The following is a 15,796-nucleotide window of genomic DNA, read 5'->3' as shown; positions in this document are numbered from 1 at the left end:
AAAGTTGTGAAAGGAGGTACATCGCATGGTTATGACAGATCCGATTGCAGATATGCTTACACGCATTCGTAATGCAAACATGGTTCGCCATGAGAAGTTGGAAATGCCAGCTTCTACAATCAAACGTGAAGTCGCTGAAATCCTCAAACGTGAAGGTTTCATCCGCGATGTTGAATATCTCGAGGACAGCAAACAAGGTACGCTCCGCGTATTCCTTAAGTATGGCGCAAGCAACGAACGCGTTATCACTGGACTCAAACGTATCTCGAAACCAGGTCTTCGCGTTTACGCGAAAGCTGATGAAATCCCGAAAGTACTCGGTGGTCTCGGAATCGCTATCGTTTCAACATCTAAAGGTGTTATGACAGACAAAGAAGCTCGCCAACAAAAAGTCGGCGGCGAAGTGATCGCATACATCTGGTAATTCACGCATAAAAAGAACGGAGGTGTCTTAAATGTCACGTATTGGTAAAAAGCCGGTCGTTATCCCAGCAGGCGTTACAGTAACAGTTGAAAACAGCACAGTTACAGTAAAAGGTCCTAAAGGTGAACTCACACGTGAGTTCAACCCGACTATGGCTATCAACGTAGAAGGTAATGAATTGACTGTCGTTCGTCCAAACGACGAAAAGGCTAACCGTACAATTCACGGAACGACTCGTGCGCTTATCGCGAACATGGTCGAAGGTGTAAACAACGGTTTTGCTAAGACACTTGATATCCAAGGTGTTGGTTACCGTGCTCAAAAGCAAGGTAACAAAATCGTACTCAACCTCGGTTACTCACACCCAATCGAGTACACTCCGGAACAAGGCATTGAAGTCGAAGTTCCTACGAATACGCAAATCATCATCCGCGGAATCAACAAAGAGCGTGTTGGACACGTTGCTGCATTGATTCGTTCGTACCGTCAACCTGAGCCGTACAAAGGTAAAGGAATTCGTTACAGTGATGAAGTCGTTCGTCGTAAAGAAGGTAAAACAGGTAAGTAATTCGTTGATACGAATTGACCGGAAAGGAGTGGCATAAATGATCTCAAAGGCAGACAAAAACGCTACGCGTAAAAAGCGTCATGGTCGTGTACGTCGTACAATCATCGGGACTGCAACACGTCCACGCATGAACGTATTCCGTTCGAACAAGAACATTTACGTACAAGTCATTGACGATGCAACACATGCAACACTCGCATCTGCATCATCACTCGATCTTGAAAAAGGCAACACAGCTGACGCTGCAACAGCAGTCGGTAAGCTCGCAGCTGAACGCGCTCTTGAAAAAGGTATTGAAACAGTCGTTTTCGACCGTGGAGGATATCTCTATCATGGACGTATCAAAGCTGTAGCTGAAGCAGCTCGTGAAGCTGGTCTCAAATTCTAATAGAAAAGGAGGGAACCTCTACATGCGCCAGTTAGAAATTAACATGGATCAACTCGAAGAACGCGTTGTTACTGTAAACCGCGTCGCGAAAGTAGTAAAAGGTGGCCGTCGCTTCCGTTTTGCTGCACTCGTCGTCGTAGGTGACAAGAATGGTCACGTAGGTTTCGGTACGGGTAAAGCTCAGGAAGTGCCTGAAGCGATCCGTAAAGCAATCGAAGATGCAAAGAAAAACATGGTTAACGTTCCAATCGTTAACACTACAATTCCACACGAAATCAACGGAATTTTCGGTGCAGGTCACGTCTTCTTGAAACCTGCTTCTGAAGGTACTGGAGTCATCGCTGGTGGCCCAGTTCGTGCGGTTCTCGAATTAGCGGGAATCAACGACATTCTTTCGAAATCACTTGGATCAAGCACTCCAATCAACATGGTTCGTGCGACTGTTAAAGGTCTCACTTCACTTAAACGTGCTGAAGACGTTGCGAAACTCCGCGGTAAAACCGTCGAAGAACTTCGCGGTTAAGAAAGGGAGGGAATACAGATGGCGAAACTCGCAGTTACCCTCACACGCAGCATGATCGGTCGTCCGGAGAACCAACGCGTTACTACTCGTACGCTTGGTCTCCGTAAGATGCACCAAACGGTTGTCGTACCTGACAACGCTGCTATGCGTGGGATGATTAACCACGTGTCACACTTATTGACAGTTAAAGAAATTCAAGAGTAATAGAACGATATAATTTTATGAGGAGGTGCCCCACTATGAAACTCCATGAATTGAAACCAGCTGCTGGTTCACGTTCAGAACGCAACCGTGTAGGTCGCGGTATGTCTTCTGGTAACGGTAAGACTTCTGGCCGTGGTCACAAAGGTCAAAAAGCTCGTTCAGGCGGTGGTGTTCGTCCAGGTTTCGAAGGTGGACAAAACCCACTTTTCCGTCGTTTACCAAAACGCGGCTTCAACAACCCGACTCGTAAAGAGTTCGCGGTTATCAACCTTGACACACTTAACCGTTTTGAAGAAGGAACTGAAGTAACTCCTGAACTTCTTATCGAGACTCGCGCAGTCAAAGGTATGAAAGACGGCGTTAAGATCCTTTCAAACGGCAAGATTGAAAAGAAACTGACAGTAAAAGCTCACAAGTTCTCCGAAGCTGCGAAGCAAGCGATCGAAGCTGCCGGCGGTACGGTTGAGGTGATCTAATGTTTCAAGCGATCTCCAATATGTGGCGCGTAGCCGACATCCGTCGGCGCATTCTCTTTACCTTGGCCCTGATTATCGTGTTCCGGATCGGAGCGCATATCCCAGTGCCGATGGTAAACACTGAAGTATTCAAGATTGACGAGAATGGTATTCTCGGATTCTTGAACTCCTTCGGCGGGAATGCTTTGCAGAATTTCTCACTCTTTGCGATGGGAATCATGCCGTATATTACGGCCTCGATCGTTGTCCAACTCTTACAGATGGACGTTGTTCCAAAGTTTGCCGAATGGGCAAAACAAGGAGAGGCGGGCCGTAAGAAGTTAGCAACGGTAACGCGCTATGGAACGATCGTACTCGGCTTAGTCCAAGCGTTTGGAATCGCGCTTGGATTTAACCGTATCTATCCAGGTCTTGTCAATGAAGATTTTGGCACCTGGACGTACGTTATGATTGCACTTGTTTTGACGGCTGGTACAGCGTTCTTGATGTTCCTCGGTGAACTCATTACGGAGAAGGGCATTGGTAACGGGATATCAATGATCATCTTCGCTGGGATTGTCGCAGGCTTCCCGAACGCGTTCCGCCAGATTTACGAAACAAAGCTTCAAAATGCAGGGGATGCTTTGTTCGTCAATGTGCTTTATATCGTACTGTTGCTTTTAATCATCATTGCGGTCATCGTCGGTGTCATCTATGTGCAGCAAGCTGCACGTAAGATTCCGATTCAGTACGCTAAGCGTACGGTGAACCGTGCGCCAGTAGGCGGCCAATCGACACACTTGCCGATGAAGCTGAACGCTGCTGGTGTTATCCCAGTTATCTTCGCGGTGTCGTTCATGGTGACTCCACCAACGATTGCAAGTTTCTTTGCGAGTCCGGAAACAGCGACGAAAATTCGTGACATCTTCGACTATACGAGTCCAATCGGAATGTCGATTTATGTTGCGTTGATCATCGCGTTCTCGTACTTCTACACATTCGTTCAGGTCAACCCGGAACAAATGGCAGAGAACCTTCAAAAACAAGGCGGGTACATTCCTGGTATCCGTCCTGGTAAGCAAACGGAACAATACATCACGAAGATCCTCTATCGTCTGACATTCTTCGGTTCGCTCTTCCTTGCTGTCATCGCGGTGACACCAACGTTCTTTATTAAGTTCGCTGGTTTACCGAACTCGGTGCAAATTGGTGGAACAAGCTTGCTGATTGTCATCGGTGTAGGTCTTGAGACGATGAAACAGATTGAAAGTCAACTGGTTAAACGACACTACAAAGGCTTTATCCGATAAGGCGGGAGGAAGGGGACCATCCCTTTCCTTTCTGTTGTGTCTATAGAGTCTATAGAAGTGGAGGCTACCGACATGAATCTTGTATTGATGGGCTTGCCGGGTGCTGGAAAAGGGACGCAGGCTGCGAAAATTATCGAAGACTACGCCATTCCACACATCTCGACAGGCGACATGTTCCGCGCGGCGATCAAAGATCAAACACCGCTCGGACAGGAAGCGAAATCGTACATGGATAAAGGGGAACTCGTTCCGGATGAAGTCACAATCGGCATCGTACGTGAACGTCTCGCCAAAGAAGACTGTGCAAATGGTTTTCTTCTTGACGGTTTCCCACGCACAGTGAAACAAGCAGATGCTCTTGAAGCATTACTTGCGGATCTTAACAAACAAATCGATCACGTCATTCACATCGGTGTCAACCCGGAGAAACTTGTCCCTCGTTTGACAGGCCGCCGGATTTGCCCGACATGTGGAGCAACGTATCACGTCATCTATAACCCACCAAAAGTGGAAGGTGTCTGTGATATCGACGGATCAGCACTTGTTCAACGTGAAGATGATCAAGAAGAAACGGTTCGCCGTCGTCTTGAAGTCAACGTCGCGCAAGCGCAACCTTTGATTGACTTTTACGCTGAAAAAGGGTATCTTCGTAATTTGGACGGTGATCGTCCGATTAATGAAGTTTACTCCGATGTTCAAGCACTTCTTGGTGGTCAGTAATGATCATTACGAAAGCGCCGCGTGAAATCGACATTATGCGTAAGGCAGGACAAATCGTCGCTCGGACGCATAAGGAGCTTAAAGCTCACATTCGTCCAGGCATCACGACGGGGCAACTCGACGCGATCGCTGAACGTTATATTCGAAGTCAAGGGGCAACACCATCGTTTAAAGGTTATAATGGGTTTACTGGTAGCATCTGCGCATCAGTAAATGAAGAACTTGTCCATGGTATTCCGGGTGACCGCGTACTCCACGATGGAGACATCATCTCGATTGATATCGGGGCGGAGTATAATGGATATCACGGAGATTCAGCCTGGACATATCCGGTCGGTACAATCTCTGAAGAGACAAAGCAGTTACTTGACGTAACTGAAGAATCTCTGTATAAAGGATTGGAGCGCGCCAAAGCTGGTGTGCACCTGACAGATATTTCGCATGCGATTCAGTCACATGTCGAAGCAGCGAATTTTTCTGTAGTCCGCGAATATGTGGGCCACGGCGTGGGACAAAATTTGCATGAAGATCCGCAAATCCCACATTATGGACCACCGGGGAAAGGGCCGCGCCTGAAAACCGGCATGACACTGGCGATTGAGCCAATGGTCAACGTCGGGAAACGCTATGTTCGCACACTATCCGACAATTGGACGGTAGTGACAGTGGACGGTAGCATGTGCGCCCACTTTGAGCACACCATCGCCATCACAGACGACGGCTACGAGATCTTAACGGTCGATGCAGAGTGAGCTGTGCGCGTTATTGGTGTCACCTTTCTATAAGCCGCTATCCACTCGTGTTTGTGACCGATGATCTCTCAACGGCTACTGTAGAAAGCCCCTAAGCGCTACAAATCGTCTGGGCTCCCAATCAACTTTATAGAGAAAGGGGTATAATTGATGGCGAAACAAGATGTAATCGAAGTGGAAGGTACGGTTATCGAACCACTTCCAAATGCGATGTTTAAGGTGGAGTTAGAAAACGGCCACACGGTCCTCGCGCACGTCTCAGGAAAAATTCGGATGCACTTCATTCGGATCTTACCAGGAGATAAAGTAACAGTTGAGTTGTCACCATACGACTTAACTCGCGGACGGATCACATACCGTTTCAAATAAAAACTCCGATTTTTTCAGGAGGAGGTATTCACAATGAAAGTAAGACCTTCGGTTAAACCGATCTGTGAAAAGTGTAAAGTTATCCGCCGTAAAGGCAAAGTAATGGTTATTTGCGAAAACCCTAAGCATAAACAAAAACAAGGGTAATTAAACAAGGAGGTGCACACATGGCACGTATTGCTGGTGTAGATATTCCACGTGAGAAACGCATCGTTATCTCACTCACTTACATCTATGGTGTTGGTAAAACGACTGCTCAGAAAGTCTTGAAAGAAGCTGGTATCTCTGAAGATACTCGTACTCGTGAATTGACTGAAGAACAACTCAACCAACTTCGTGATGGTTTAGATAAAGTAAAAGTTGAGGGTGACCTTCGTCGTGAAATCTCACTCAACATCAAACGTTTGATCGAAATCGGTTGCTACCGTGGTGTTCGTCACCGTCGTGGTCTTCCAGTTCGTGGTCAAAACACTAAAAACAACTCGCGTACTCGTAAAGGCCCACGCCGTACAGTAGCGAACAAGAAGAAGTAAGGGAGGGTAAACTAATATGGCAAAACGTAAACAGAACGTTCGTAGTAAACGTAAAGTCAAAAAGAATATTGAGTCTGGTATCGTGCATATCCGTTCAACATTCAACAACACAATCGTTACGATCACTGATGTGCAAGGGAATGCAATCTCTTGGGCAACTGCAGGTAACATGGGCTTCAAAGGCTCACGTAAATCGACTCCATTCGCAGCACAACTTGCTTCTGAAACAGCTGCAAAAACTGCAATGGACAACGGTATGCGTACTGTAGAAGTCAACGTTAAAGGTCCTGGTGCAGGTCGTGAAGCTGCTATCCGTGCGCTTCAAGCAATCGGTCTCGAAGTTACAGCGATCCGTGACGTAACTCCAGTTCCACACAACGGTTGCCGCCCTCCAAAACGTCGTCGCGTGTAACCCGTCTTGTACTGCAAAGCGGGAAATCGAGTAGACTTTTGTTGATCGTTTGACCAAATCAAGCAGTAGACACGTACACGAGACGGTTGGCGATTGAACGCGATGGCCAACAGGACGATATTCAAGGAGGGGTTCAGATGATCGAAATCGAAAAACCGAAGATTGAAACGGTCGAATTAAGCGAAAACGCTACGTTTGGTAAATTCGTAGTAGAACCGCTTGAGCGTGGATTCGGTACAACGCTTGGTAACTCATTGCGTCGTATCCTATTATCTTCACTTCCGGGTGCTGCAGTCACTGCAGTCCAAATCGATGGCGTTCTTCATGAGTTCTCGACGATTGATGGCGTTGTAGAAGACGTTACCCAAATCATCTTGAACCTTAAGAAACTCGCCCTCAAAGTTTACTCGGAAGAAGAGAAAACACTTGAGATCGATATTCAAGGCGCTGGCGTTGTTACTGCGGCAAACATTACGCATGACAGCGACGTCGAAATCCTCAACCCAGAACTTCACATTGCAACACTTGCAGAAGGTGCATCACTTCATATGCGTCTGACAGCTCGTCGCGGTCGTGGGTATGTTCAGGCTGAAGATAACAAACGGGACGATATGCCAATCGGTGTGATCCCAATTGATTCGATTTACACGCCAATTCAACGTGTAAACTATCAAGTTGAAAAAACACGTGTCGGTCAAGATGCGAGCTTCGATAAATTGACGCTTGATGTTTGGACGGACGGTTCAATCCGCCCTGAAGAAGCAGTGTCACTCGGTGCGAAAATCATGACAGAACACTTAAACATCTTTGTTGGTCTTACGGACGAAGCGCTCCATGCCGAAATCATGGTCGAAAAGGAAGAAGATCAAAAAGAAAAAGTACTTGAAATGACGATCGAAGAACTCGATCTTTCAGTTCGTTCGTACAACTGTTTGAAACGCGCTGGTATCAATACGGTTCAAGAACTCGCGAATAAGAGCGAAGACGAGATGATGAAAGTTCGTAACCTCGGACGTAAATCACTCGAAGAAGTTCAAGCGAAGCTCGACGAACTCGGACTTGGTTTGCGTAAAGAAGACTAAAAACTATTAATTGCACGAAGGAGGGAATCCATCCATGGCATACTCGAAATTAGGCCGTACAAGCTCACAACGTAAGGCACTTTTGCGTGACCTTGCGACTGATCTCATCATCAATGAGCGTATCCAAACTACAGAACAAAAAGCGAAGGAACTTCGTCCAGTCGTTGAGAAACTCATCACTTTAGGTAAACGCGGTGATCTCCACGCTCGTCGTCAAGTTGCATCGTTCGTTCGCCGTGAAGCTGCTGGTCAAAACGCAGAGGGCAAAGCACAAGACGCGATCCAAAAATTATTCGCTGATGTTGCTCCACGTTTTGCTGAGCGTCAAGGTGGTTACACACGCATCATGAAAATGGGACCACGTCGTGGTGACGGCGCAGAAATGGTCATCATCGAACTCGTTTAATTTTTAAATGATTCGTTATAAAAGGGCAGTGCGTAACTCGCTTCTGCCCTTTTGTTACAAATGGAATTAATTGATTTGATGAAGGAGGAGTAGACATGACGAAGCTAATTGAACTGGATCACGTTACGTATCGGTATCCGGAACAGGAACAAGCTGCGTTACAAGATGTCTCTCTGACGATTCATTCTGGTGAATGGGTCGCCATCGTTGGACACAACGGCTCTGGAAAATCAACGCTGACTAAATTGTTTAATGGCTTGTTGCTTCCTGAATCAGGAACGGTGACCGTAGGCGAGACATTCTCGAGTGCGAATCCGGAGCAACTATGGGAGATGCGTCGGGCAATCGGCATCGTCTTTCAAAATCCAGATAATCAATTTGTTGGCACGACCGTGCGCGACGACGTGGCATTTGCCCTTGAAAATTGGGGTGTGCCACGCGAGGAAATGGTTCGTCGTATTGACGACAGTCTAGCGCGCGTTGGCCTTACGGATTTTGTTGATCGGGAACCCCATCAACTATCCGGCGGACAGAAGCAGCGTGTCGCAATTGCTTCGGCACTTGCGATGCGCCCTGATGTTCTCGTGCTTGATGAAGCAACATCGATGCTTGATCCACTCGCACGTGAAGAGGTTATGTCGACCGTTCAAGAATTATATGAACGACATCCGATGGCGGTAGTCGCCATTACACATGAATTAGACGAGGTCTTACAGGCCAGTCGTGTCATCGTGATGGATGCCGGGAAAATCGTATTAGAAGGTACACCTCAAGAAGTCTTTGCGAAATCGGCGTTTCTCCAAGAAATCGGTCTCGATGTTCCTTTCATCGTTCGAGTTCAGGAGCAATTGCGGGCGCGAGGTCTCTCGTATGGGGACACGATACTAGATGAAAGTGAATTGGTGAACCGCTTATGCCAATCCTAATCCAGGAATTGAACTATACGTACCAACTTAATAGTCCGTTCGAACGAGTCGCGCTGCGTGATGTGAATCTTGAGATTCCGTCAGGGGCGCTTGTTGCGTTTGTAGGGCACACTGGGTCTGGGAAGTCGACGCTCGTCCAGCACATCAATGGATTGCTGAAACCGACGAGAGGAAAAGTCCAAGTCGATGACATCATCATTGAACCAAAACGAAAACAAGATTTAAAGGCACTACGAAAACGTGTCGGTCTCGTCTTTCAGTATCCTGAGTACCAGCTGTTTGAAGAAACAGTCTTAAAGGATGTCATGTTCGGTCCAATGAACTTCGGGCATGAGCAGGAAGAGGCGGAACGGCTCGCAAAAGAGGCATTACGCACAGTAGGGCTAGACGAAGTCTTCTGGTCCCGATCGCCGTTTGACTTGTCTGGTGGGCAAATGAGGCGTGTTGCGATTGCAGGCGTACTCGCTAGTCAACCAGACGTGTTGATCGTCGACGAACCGACCGCTGGACTCGATCCGCAAGGACGTAAGCAAATGCTGAGTCTTTTCGCCCGACTTCATGCGGAAACGGGTTTGACATTACTCTTGATCACGCATGATATGGATCAAGTGCTTGAATATACGAATCGTGTCGTCGTCATGGAGCATGGACAAGTCGCGTATGATGGAGAGCCGATTGGATTATTCCAACAGGCGGAGCTGCTGAAGCAGTTCCATCTTGATTTGCCGCACGTCTTAGCACTTGCCTGGCCGGTGGCAGACCGACTCGGACTTTCGCGTCCGAACTTACGAACGGAACCGGAAGTCGTGGATTGGATTCTACAGGTACAGGGGGGACGTATATGATCGTCGGACAACATATTCCGGGTACGTCCTATCTTCATCGTTCTTCTGCGCTTGCAAAAATTATTTTTGCATTTTGTTTCATCCCGCTCGTGTTCCTCGCGAACAATGCAGCGACGAACATTTTTTTACTCATCTTTACGTTTTTAGCGTTAGCGAGTAGTAAATTGCCACTCCGCTACGTCTTGAAGGGCTTACGTCCGATTCTTTTCCTAATCGTCTTCACCTTCATCGTTCAACTGTTCTTTACGCGAGAAGGAACCGTCTTGTTCGAATTTGGATGGTTTAAAATTTATTCGGAAGGTCTGCGTCTCGCCATCATCGTCTCGCTCCGCTTCTTCTATTTGGTCTCGATCACGACACTCGTCACCTTGACGACGTCACCGATCGAGCTGACAGATGCAATTGAGTTGCTTTTGAAGCCATTCAAGGTCGTCCGCGTTCCGACGCATGAGATTGCCTTGATGCTCTCGATTTCGCTGCGGTTCTTACCGACATTGGCAGAAGAGACGGAGAAGATCATGAAAGCACAGCAGGCACGTGGTGTTGATTTAGCGGCAGGACCGATTAAAGAGCGTCTGCGGGCAATCATCCCACTTTTGATTCCATTGTTCATCTCGGCCTTTAAGCGGGCAGAGGACCTCGCGATTGCGATGGAAGCACGCGGCTACCGTGGGGGAGAAGGACGGACGCGTCTCCGGGAATCGAAATGGACGGCACGTGATACCGGTTTGATGGGTCTCCTCGTCGTCGTCGCGCTCCTGCTTGTTTACTTACGGGGAGGTTTCTGATGCGACGTTTTAAATGTACGATTCAATATGACGGGACGGGTTACTCTGGTTACCAAGTCCAACCGAATGGTGTAACGATCCAGGAGGTCGTCGAGAAGACGCTTGCGCGGATGCACAAGCACCCGGTCAAGGTGATTGGATCAGGGCGTACAGACGCTCGTGTGCACGCACAGGGGCAAGTCATCCATTTCGATACGGAACTTGCGATTGCGCCGGACAGCATGGTCAAGGCCTTAAATACGTTATTACCGGACGATATTCGTGTCCGGGACTGTAAAGAGGTCGCTTCTGACTTCGAAGCAAGGTATGATGTAGTGGGGAAAGAGTACCGGTACTTCGTACGCTGGACCGAAGATGCGTTTCGACGTCATCAATCGGTATTGATTCCGTACGCGCTTGATCTCGACGTGATGCGTCAAGCGATGACGTATTTAGTCGGCACCCATGATTTCAGTTCGTTTTGTGTCGCGAAGACGGAAACGGATAATCGAATCCGGACGATTTATGAAGCGGAGTTGATTGAGTACGGGGAAGAGCTAATCTTTCGGTTTAAAGGAAGCGGTTTTCTCTATAATCAGATTCGTATCATGGTCGGGACTTTGTTTGATGTCGGACGCGGACGTTTTGCCGCTACGGACATCAAGAAGATGCTTGCCGCGAAGGATCGAAACGTCGCTGGTGTGACGGCACCACCGCACGGGTTGTACCTTTGGGAAGTTTTCTACCCAGAGTCTAAAAAAGGCATTTGACATTAGCCGCTAAAAAACATACAATGTTTATTGGCATTTCATTTATTATGAAACCACAATCTTAGCCCCGTACACCTAAGATTCTGATAGATTCACACAGTGAATAAATGAAAAATCAAAAAAGAAACTTTTAAATTCCTTAGGAGGTATTTTACATGCGCACAACTTTCATGGCGAAAGCTACTGATGTAGAACGCAAATGGCTCCTTATCGACGCAGAAGGCAAAACACTCGGTCGTCTTTCGAGCGAAGTGGCTTCACTTCTCCGCGGTAAGCACAAACCTACGTTCACACCACACGTTGACTGTGGGGATCACGTTATCCTCATCAACGTTGAGAAAATCGTATTAACTGGTAACAAACTCGACAAAAAGGTCTACTACCGTCACTCTGGTCATCCAGGCGGCTTGAAGCAGACTGTCGCACGCGACTTACTCGCTAACAAACCTGAGCGTATGCTTGAACTCGCGATCAAAGGGATGCTTCCAAAAGGTAGCCTCGGTCGTCAAATGTTCAACAAACTCCACGTTTACGCTGGAGATACTCATAAGCAAGAAGCACAACAACCAGAAGTTTACGAACTTCGCGGTTAATACGAATTTAGGAGGAACTACACGATGGCAGATGTACGTTACTACGGCACTGGTCGCCGTAAACACGCGGCAGCTCGCGTTTTCCTCGTTGCTGGAGACGGTAAAGTCACAGTTAACGGGCGCGATATCAGCGAATACTTCGGTTATGAAACTTTAATCATGACTGCAAAAGAACCACTTGTACTCACAGAAACAGAAGGTAAATACGATATCATGGTAACGGTCAAAGGCGGCGGCTTCACTGGTCAAGCAGGCGCTATCCGTCACGGTATCTCACGTGCACTTCTTCAAGCGGATCCAGATTTCCGTGGAACACTTAAAGCTAAAGGCTTCTTAACACGCGATGCTCGTATGAAAGAACGTAAGAAATACGGTCTTAAAGCAGCACGTCGTGCGCCTCAGTTCTCAAAACGTTAATCGTTTTTACCTCTCATCCTTACGGGTGGGAGGTTTTTTTATGCCAAAAGACCGCTCTCTAATTAAAAAAGCGGTCAAGCAACTGTCTGCCGTTCAAAACGTACGTCGTCGTATTGTTCGGATGAGGAATAAGAGTGCTGTGAGAGCAACAAACGTCAGCGGGATACTCCAGAGGAACAGATGCTGTAAAAATGCAAGAGGATCATTCGCCGTCTGTGAACCGACTGTACCGGTAAAAGACGTCTCCTGACTTAACACCGTGCTGTTTTCAGGGAGAGCGGGTTGATAAGCTACATTTGCTTCATGCCCTGCATAAAAGTAAATCGCATAGCCGATATGTAAGAAGACTGTGATGACGCTTGCGAAGACTAACATTTTTTTCATCAAAAAACTCCTTTTTCCGAATGCTTGGTGAGGATAAGTCCATCGTTAAGTATACCGGATTCTGTTTTCGGGAACAGAGGAGAAAGGAGTGTGGTGAAAGATGACACTATCAGTCAGTTGGTTGCTCGAACGAGCCAATCGAAAACTGAATGTTCCCGGACTCTCGCCGGAAGTCGCCCGAAAGACACGCCAAGTCATCCGGGAACTCCATGTCAAAGGAATTTATGTCGGAGTGGCCCAAGGCTTCCGTTCCTATGCCGAGCAGGAGAAACTCTATGCGCAAGGACGAACGACGCCGGGAGCGATTGTCACGCATGCCCGTGGAGGACAATCAAATCATAACCGCGGGATTGCCGTTGATCTGTTTCAATACTCCATGGACGGAACGGAAGCGATCTTTAATACCGATGCCAACTTTCAACAAATCGTCCAGGCAATGAAAGAGCAAGGCTTTTCTTGGGGCGGTGATTGGGTGACGTTTCAGGATTACCCTCACTTTGAACTACTCAAGGCAACGACGGATGTTCTCGTCCCGTATCCGGGGCGTCCACTGTACCGGGGGGCGATCGGGATGAATGAACGTGACATCGAGCGAATCCAGCGCGCTGTGAAGGCACCCGTTACAAAAAGGTTTGACGAGACGACGGCACGGCAGGTGAGAGCCTATCAAGTACGGCAAGGGCTTGCGGTTGACGGTGTTGTCGGACCAGCGACCTGGAATCGAATGTTTTAATGAAATGACTACTGTTCTTTCTGCGGGTATGCCGAAGGAGAGTAGTCTTTTTCGATCATAAAGCGAGTCGTCTTTCACTGAGTACGAAAACTTCAGGAAATATTCTCCTTTCCGAGTCGAAATGTGCAAGCGCTATCTTATTTTTGTTATACTGAAATGGAATAAATCGAACGTTCTCAGGGGGAAGGCACTATGTTGAATGAACAAGAAATTCGCGAGGTAGTCGGACAGTTAATTGATCCGACGATCGAACGCTCGCTTGCAGATACGAACGGGATTCGTGATGTCCGAATCAAAGGAGACTACGTCAGCCTGAAAATCGCACTTGCGCAAGCAGGTTCAGGTGAACAGTTGACGTTACAACAAGAAATCGTTAAAGAGTTAAAAGAAAAAGGCTTCAAGACGGTCGGACTTCGTTTCGAGGCACTCGGCGATCACGGGATTCAGGCAGCGACGACACCATCGATTCTTAAACCGGAGTCAGGGACGACGTTCATCGCGATCGCTTCTGGTAAAGGGGGCGTCGGAAAATCGACGGTTTCCGTCAACCTCGCAGTTGCCCTTGCACGGGCAGGTAAAAAAGTCGGTTTGATCGACGCGGATATCTATGGTTTTAGTGTTCCGGATATGATGGGAATTGAAACACGACCGACCGTCGTCAATGACCGGATCATTCCGCCAGAGCGGTTTGGCGTAAAAGTCATCTCGATGGGCTTCTTCGTCGAAGACAATGCACCCGTCATCTGGCGTGGACCGATGCTCGGGAAGATGCTCAATAACTTCTTCTCGGATGTTGAGTGGGGCGATCTTGATTACCTCTTGCTCGATTTGCCGCCAGGAACGGGTGACGTCGCACTTGATATTCACTCGATGCTCCCAAGCTGTCAGGAATTGATTGTCACGACACCACATGCGACAGCGGCATTCGTTGCAGCTCGTGCCGGTGCGATGGCGATTAAGACGAACCACCGTTTGCTCGGTATCATTGAAAATATGGCGTACTTCGAAAGCAAGGTAACCGGTGAAAAAGAGTATGTCTTCGGATCAGGTGGCGGAGAGAAGTTGTCAGAAGCGCTAAAAACAGATATTCTAGCTAAGATTCCACTTGGACAACCATATGCGAATGAATCGGACTTTGCACCATCGATTTATCGCGATGACCATCCATTTGAAACACACTATAATGAACTCGCAGCGCGTGTCATCGAAAAAGTAGAGGGATAATACATGAAGATTAAAGGATTTTTGAAGCTGTTCTGGATGACGCTCCTAATTGGGACGCTAGCCGGCTTCGTGTTTAACCTTGTCGCTGAACCAGGGTACGTCCGCAATCAATCGATTAGCGGATACATTACGGCCTTGGCATACAGTAGTACATGGACGGCAATCAGCCTGATGGGCTTTTTCTCTTATTTGATTTTGCACCGGGTCGGACTTGATCTGTTCCGCGGCGCAAAGTTATGGAATCGGGTTCAGGTCGTTTTGATTGCCTTCGCCTTGTTTGACGGCGTCTACTTACGTGGACTTGCGTTCGGATTCGATAAAACAAGCCTCTATATTGGTGAAATGGTTGTCTTATTGTTCGTCGCATTTCTCGTCGCGCGTACGAAAGCCCGTGAAACAAATTTCAGTGCTTTCATCCCGACGTTATTCTTAATGACGGTCATCACGTTGATTGAATGGGTACCAGCTCTTCAGGCAACGCAAGACAAGCGGATGCTTTGGGCCGCACTGGCGACACTCTTGGTTTGTAATGCGTATCAAATCCTGATGTTGCATCGCCTGCAAGAAAAGCCTGCTCCAGCGAAAGTACAGTCGCAAAAACAGGCATAAGAAAAGGACTCGAGGGATGGTTGTTCTGACCTATTCCATCGAGTCCATCTTTTTTAAAAGTTTTTTTAGAAAAACAGTTGACGTGAAAAACAAGAGTTGATATATTAATACATGTCGCTGAGGCACACACCGAAAGCGAGCGTCATACAACGAAAAAAACTTATAAAAAAGAATTGACATCAGTTAATACTTTACTGTAAGATTTAAAAGTCGTCAAATGACATATCGGACTTTGAAAACTGAACGATGAGGCAAAAAACGTATCTTCGGATACAAACAATGAATGAAGCGCGAGCTTCGTCAACGTGACTTTTAGTCACAAAAACGAGCAAGTCAAACACTTTATGGAGAGTTTGATCCTGGCTCAGGACGAACGCTGGCG

25 protein-coding genes are annotated in these 15,796 nt (G+C 47.5%); 24 read left to right on the top strand and 1 reads right to left on the bottom strand.

Annotation, left to right across the window (positions count from 1 at the left end):
- Nucleotides 1-25 precede the first annotated feature (25 nt).
- The 21 genes from rpsH (at nucleotide 26) to rpsI (ending at nucleotide 12,464) form a co-directional block, all read left to right on the top strand.
- Complete coding sequence (rpsH, locus tag KNP96_RS15635; protein ID WP_012369023.1) at nucleotides 26-424, top strand: 30S ribosomal protein S8; 399 nt, start codon at nucleotides 26-28, stop codon at nucleotides 422-424.
- Between the two features lie 31 nt (nucleotides 425-455).
- Nucleotides 456-992: a 50S ribosomal protein L6 gene (gene rplF, locus KNP96_RS15630; RefSeq protein ID WP_029332267.1), complete on the top strand. Its 537-nt coding sequence runs from the start codon at nucleotides 456-458 to the stop codon at nucleotides 990-992.
- Nucleotides 993-1,029: 37 nt separating this feature from the next.
- Complete coding sequence (gene rplR, locus KNP96_RS15625; RefSeq protein WP_029332268.1) at nucleotides 1,030-1,380, top strand: 50S ribosomal protein L18; 351 nt, start codon at nucleotides 1,030-1,032, stop codon at nucleotides 1,378-1,380.
- A 22-nt stretch (nucleotides 1,381-1,402) separates the two neighbouring features.
- Complete coding sequence (gene rpsE, locus KNP96_RS15620) at nucleotides 1,403-1,903, top strand: 30S ribosomal protein S5 (RefSeq protein ID WP_012369026.1); 501 nt, start codon at nucleotides 1,403-1,405, stop codon at nucleotides 1,901-1,903.
- Between the two features lie 18 nt (nucleotides 1,904-1,921).
- A complete protein-coding gene (gene rpmD, locus KNP96_RS15615) occupies nucleotides 1,922-2,107 on the top strand; it encodes a 50S ribosomal protein L30 (protein WP_012369027.1) in 186 nt (61 codons plus the stop codon).
- Between the two features lie 35 nt (nucleotides 2,108-2,142).
- On the top strand, nucleotides 2,143-2,583 hold the full coding sequence (gene rplO / locus KNP96_RS15610; RefSeq protein ID WP_029332269.1) for a 50S ribosomal protein L15: 441 nt from the start codon (nucleotides 2,143-2,145) through the stop codon (nucleotides 2,581-2,583).
- Entirely contained in the window at nucleotides 2,583-3,872 is a 1,290-nt protein-coding gene (gene secY / locus KNP96_RS15605; RefSeq protein ID WP_214767884.1) for a preprotein translocase subunit SecY, read from the top strand. Before rplO ends, secY begins: the two co-directional genes overlap by 1 nt.
- 72 nt (nucleotides 3,873-3,944) lie before the next feature.
- On the top strand, nucleotides 3,945-4,592 hold the full coding sequence (locus KNP96_RS15600) for an adenylate kinase (RefSeq protein WP_026834297.1): 648 nt from the start codon (nucleotides 3,945-3,947) through the stop codon (nucleotides 4,590-4,592).
- The gene (map, locus tag KNP96_RS15595; RefSeq protein WP_029332271.1) at nucleotides 4,592-5,344 is read left to right on the top strand and encodes a type I methionyl aminopeptidase; all 753 of its coding nucleotides are present in this window, start codon (nucleotides 4,592-4,594) and stop codon (nucleotides 5,342-5,344) included. The genes KNP96_RS15600 and map overlap by 1 nt, the downstream gene beginning before the upstream one ends.
- Before the next feature lie 150 nt (nucleotides 5,345-5,494).
- Entirely contained in the window at nucleotides 5,495-5,713 is a 219-nt protein-coding gene (gene infA / locus KNP96_RS15590) for a translation initiation factor IF-1 (protein ID WP_012369032.1), read from the top strand.
- Nucleotides 5,714-5,746: 33 nt separating this feature from the next.
- Nucleotides 5,747-5,860, top strand: a complete 114-nt coding sequence (gene rpmJ, locus KNP96_RS15585) for a 50S ribosomal protein L36 (RefSeq protein WP_003156543.1) — start codon at nucleotides 5,747-5,749, stop codon at nucleotides 5,858-5,860.
- Nucleotides 5,861-5,880: 20 nt separating this feature from the next.
- Nucleotides 5,881-6,246, top strand: a complete 366-nt coding sequence (rpsM, locus tag KNP96_RS15580; protein WP_012369033.1) for a 30S ribosomal protein S13 — start codon at nucleotides 5,881-5,883, stop codon at nucleotides 6,244-6,246.
- A gap of 16 nt (nucleotides 6,247-6,262) precedes the next feature.
- Nucleotides 6,263-6,658 carry a 30S ribosomal protein S11 gene (gene rpsK / locus KNP96_RS15575; RefSeq protein WP_029332272.1) on the top strand — a complete coding sequence of 132 codons (396 nt, stop codon included), beginning with the start codon at nucleotides 6,263-6,265 and terminating at the stop codon, nucleotides 6,656-6,658.
- Nucleotides 6,659-6,795: 137 nt separating this feature from the next.
- Entirely contained in the window at nucleotides 6,796-7,740 is a 945-nt protein-coding gene (locus KNP96_RS15570) for a DNA-directed RNA polymerase subunit alpha (RefSeq protein ID WP_029332273.1), read from the top strand.
- A 34-nt stretch (nucleotides 7,741-7,774) separates the two neighbouring features.
- Nucleotides 7,775-8,146 carry a 50S ribosomal protein L17 gene (gene rplQ, locus KNP96_RS15565; protein ID WP_023466649.1) on the top strand — a complete coding sequence of 124 codons (372 nt, stop codon included), beginning with the start codon at nucleotides 7,775-7,777 and terminating at the stop codon, nucleotides 8,144-8,146.
- Nucleotides 8,147-8,241: 95 nt separating this feature from the next.
- Nucleotides 8,242-9,072, top strand: a complete 831-nt coding sequence (locus KNP96_RS15560; protein ID WP_029332274.1) for an energy-coupling factor ABC transporter ATP-binding protein — start codon at nucleotides 8,242-8,244, stop codon at nucleotides 9,070-9,072.
- Nucleotides 9,060-9,917 carry an energy-coupling factor transporter ATPase gene (locus KNP96_RS15555; protein ID WP_029332275.1) on the top strand — a complete coding sequence of 286 codons (858 nt, stop codon included), beginning with the start codon at nucleotides 9,060-9,062 and terminating at the stop codon, nucleotides 9,915-9,917. The genes KNP96_RS15560 and KNP96_RS15555 overlap by 13 nt, the downstream gene beginning before the upstream one ends.
- Nucleotides 9,914-10,705 carry an energy-coupling factor transporter transmembrane component T family protein gene (locus KNP96_RS15550; RefSeq protein WP_088836011.1) on the top strand — a complete coding sequence of 264 codons (792 nt, stop codon included), beginning with the start codon at nucleotides 9,914-9,916 and terminating at the stop codon, nucleotides 10,703-10,705. The genes KNP96_RS15555 and KNP96_RS15550 overlap by 4 nt, the downstream gene beginning before the upstream one ends.
- Nucleotides 10,705-11,454, top strand: a complete 750-nt coding sequence (gene truA / locus KNP96_RS15545; protein WP_214767881.1) for a tRNA pseudouridine(38-40) synthase TruA — start codon at nucleotides 10,705-10,707, stop codon at nucleotides 11,452-11,454. Before KNP96_RS15550 ends, truA begins: the two co-directional genes overlap by 1 nt.
- Nucleotides 11,455-11,609: 155 nt before the next feature.
- Complete coding sequence (rplM, locus tag KNP96_RS15540) at nucleotides 11,610-12,047, top strand: 50S ribosomal protein L13 (protein ID WP_012369041.1); 438 nt, start codon at nucleotides 11,610-11,612, stop codon at nucleotides 12,045-12,047.
- A 24-nt stretch (nucleotides 12,048-12,071) separates the two neighbouring features.
- Entirely contained in the window at nucleotides 12,072-12,464 is a 393-nt protein-coding gene (rpsI, locus tag KNP96_RS15535; protein WP_012369042.1) for a 30S ribosomal protein S9, read from the top strand.
- 93 nt (nucleotides 12,465-12,557) lie between these two features.
- Here rpsI and KNP96_RS15530 read toward each other — a convergent pair whose 3' ends face one another.
- Nucleotides 12,558-12,848: a hypothetical protein gene (locus KNP96_RS15530; protein ID WP_088836012.1), complete on the bottom strand. Its 291-nt coding sequence runs from the start codon at nucleotides 12,846-12,848 to the stop codon at nucleotides 12,558-12,560.
- Nucleotides 12,849-12,948: 100 nt separating this feature from the next.
- Here KNP96_RS15530 and KNP96_RS15525 point away from each other — a divergent pair, with 100 nt between their 5' ends.
- From KNP96_RS15525 to KNP96_RS15515, 3 genes are all read left to right on the top strand, one after another.
- Nucleotides 12,949-13,581, top strand: a complete 633-nt coding sequence (locus KNP96_RS15525; protein WP_214771732.1) for a M15 family metallopeptidase — start codon at nucleotides 12,949-12,951, stop codon at nucleotides 13,579-13,581.
- 192 nt (nucleotides 13,582-13,773) lie between these two features.
- The gene (locus tag KNP96_RS15520; protein ID WP_029332281.1) at nucleotides 13,774-14,805 is read left to right on the top strand and encodes an Mrp/NBP35 family ATP-binding protein; all 1,032 of its coding nucleotides are present in this window, start codon (nucleotides 13,774-13,776) and stop codon (nucleotides 14,803-14,805) included.
- Nucleotides 14,806-14,808: 3 nt separating this feature from the next.
- The gene (locus KNP96_RS15515; protein WP_088836014.1) at nucleotides 14,809-15,414 is read left to right on the top strand and encodes a KinB-signaling pathway activation protein; all 606 of its coding nucleotides are present in this window, start codon (nucleotides 14,809-14,811) and stop codon (nucleotides 15,412-15,414) included.
- Nucleotides 15,415-15,796 lie beyond the last annotated feature (382 nt).

The organism is Exiguobacterium sp. s133 (assembly GCF_018618595.1).
In the GTDB taxonomy this organism is placed as follows: Bacteria; Bacillota; Bacilli; order Exiguobacteriales; family Exiguobacteriaceae; genus Exiguobacterium_A; species Exiguobacterium_A oxidotolerans.
This window is presented reverse-complemented; position numbering and strand designations above follow the sequence as displayed.

What these genes read in the sequence shown, in the direction of transcription:
- rpsH (WP_012369023.1), top strand. Translation starts at nt 26, where the DNA reads ATGGTTATGACAGATCCGATTGCAGATATGCTTACACGCATTCGTAAT.
- rplF (WP_029332267.1), top strand. Translation starts at nt 456, where the DNA reads ATGTCACGTATTGGTAAAAAGCCGGTCGTTATCCCAGCAGGCGTTACA.
- rplR (WP_029332268.1), top strand. Translation starts at nt 1,030, where the DNA reads ATGATCTCAAAGGCAGACAAAAACGCTACGCGTAAAAAGCGTCATGGT.
- rpsE (WP_012369026.1), top strand. Translation starts at nt 1,403, where the DNA reads ATGCGCCAGTTAGAAATTAACATGGATCAACTCGAAGAACGCGTTGTT.
- rpmD (WP_012369027.1), top strand. Translation starts at nt 1,922, where the DNA reads ATGGCGAAACTCGCAGTTACCCTCACACGCAGCATGATCGGTCGTCCG.
- rplO (WP_029332269.1), top strand. Translation starts at nt 2,143, where the DNA reads ATGAAACTCCATGAATTGAAACCAGCTGCTGGTTCACGTTCAGAACGC.
- secY (WP_214767884.1), top strand. Translation starts at nt 2,583, where the DNA reads ATGTTTCAAGCGATCTCCAATATGTGGCGCGTAGCCGACATCCGTCGG.
- KNP96_RS15600 (WP_026834297.1), top strand. Translation starts at nt 3,945, where the DNA reads ATGAATCTTGTATTGATGGGCTTGCCGGGTGCTGGAAAAGGGACGCAG.
- map (WP_029332271.1), top strand. Translation starts at nt 4,592, where the DNA reads ATGATCATTACGAAAGCGCCGCGTGAAATCGACATTATGCGTAAGGCA.
- infA (WP_012369032.1), top strand. Translation starts at nt 5,495, where the DNA reads ATGGCGAAACAAGATGTAATCGAAGTGGAAGGTACGGTTATCGAACCA.
- rpmJ (WP_003156543.1), top strand. Translation starts at nt 5,747, where the DNA reads ATGAAAGTAAGACCTTCGGTTAAACCGATCTGTGAAAAGTGTAAAGTT.
- rpsM (WP_012369033.1), top strand. Translation starts at nt 5,881, where the DNA reads ATGGCACGTATTGCTGGTGTAGATATTCCACGTGAGAAACGCATCGTT.
- rpsK (WP_029332272.1), top strand. Translation starts at nt 6,263, where the DNA reads ATGGCAAAACGTAAACAGAACGTTCGTAGTAAACGTAAAGTCAAAAAG.
- KNP96_RS15570 (WP_029332273.1), top strand. Translation starts at nt 6,796, where the DNA reads ATGATCGAAATCGAAAAACCGAAGATTGAAACGGTCGAATTAAGCGAA.
- rplQ (WP_023466649.1), top strand. Translation starts at nt 7,775, where the DNA reads ATGGCATACTCGAAATTAGGCCGTACAAGCTCACAACGTAAGGCACTT.
- KNP96_RS15560 (WP_029332274.1), top strand. Translation starts at nt 8,242, where the DNA reads ATGACGAAGCTAATTGAACTGGATCACGTTACGTATCGGTATCCGGAA.
- KNP96_RS15555 (WP_029332275.1), top strand. Translation starts at nt 9,060, where the DNA reads ATGCCAATCCTAATCCAGGAATTGAACTATACGTACCAACTTAATAGT.
- KNP96_RS15550 (WP_088836011.1), top strand. Translation starts at nt 9,914, where the DNA reads ATGATCGTCGGACAACATATTCCGGGTACGTCCTATCTTCATCGTTCT.
- truA (WP_214767881.1), top strand. Translation starts at nt 10,705, where the DNA reads ATGCGACGTTTTAAATGTACGATTCAATATGACGGGACGGGTTACTCT.
- rplM (WP_012369041.1), top strand. Translation starts at nt 11,610, where the DNA reads ATGCGCACAACTTTCATGGCGAAAGCTACTGATGTAGAACGCAAATGG.
- rpsI (WP_012369042.1), top strand. Translation starts at nt 12,072, where the DNA reads ATGGCAGATGTACGTTACTACGGCACTGGTCGCCGTAAACACGCGGCA.
- KNP96_RS15530 (WP_088836012.1), bottom strand. Translation starts at nt 12,848, where the DNA reads ATGAAAAAAATGTTAGTCTTCGCAAGCGTCATCACAGTCTTCTTACAT.
- KNP96_RS15525 (WP_214771732.1), top strand. Translation starts at nt 12,949, where the DNA reads ATGACACTATCAGTCAGTTGGTTGCTCGAACGAGCCAATCGAAAACTG.
- KNP96_RS15520 (WP_029332281.1), top strand. Translation starts at nt 13,774, where the DNA reads ATGTTGAATGAACAAGAAATTCGCGAGGTAGTCGGACAGTTAATTGAT.
- KNP96_RS15515 (WP_088836014.1), top strand. Translation starts at nt 14,809, where the DNA reads ATGAAGATTAAAGGATTTTTGAAGCTGTTCTGGATGACGCTCCTAATT.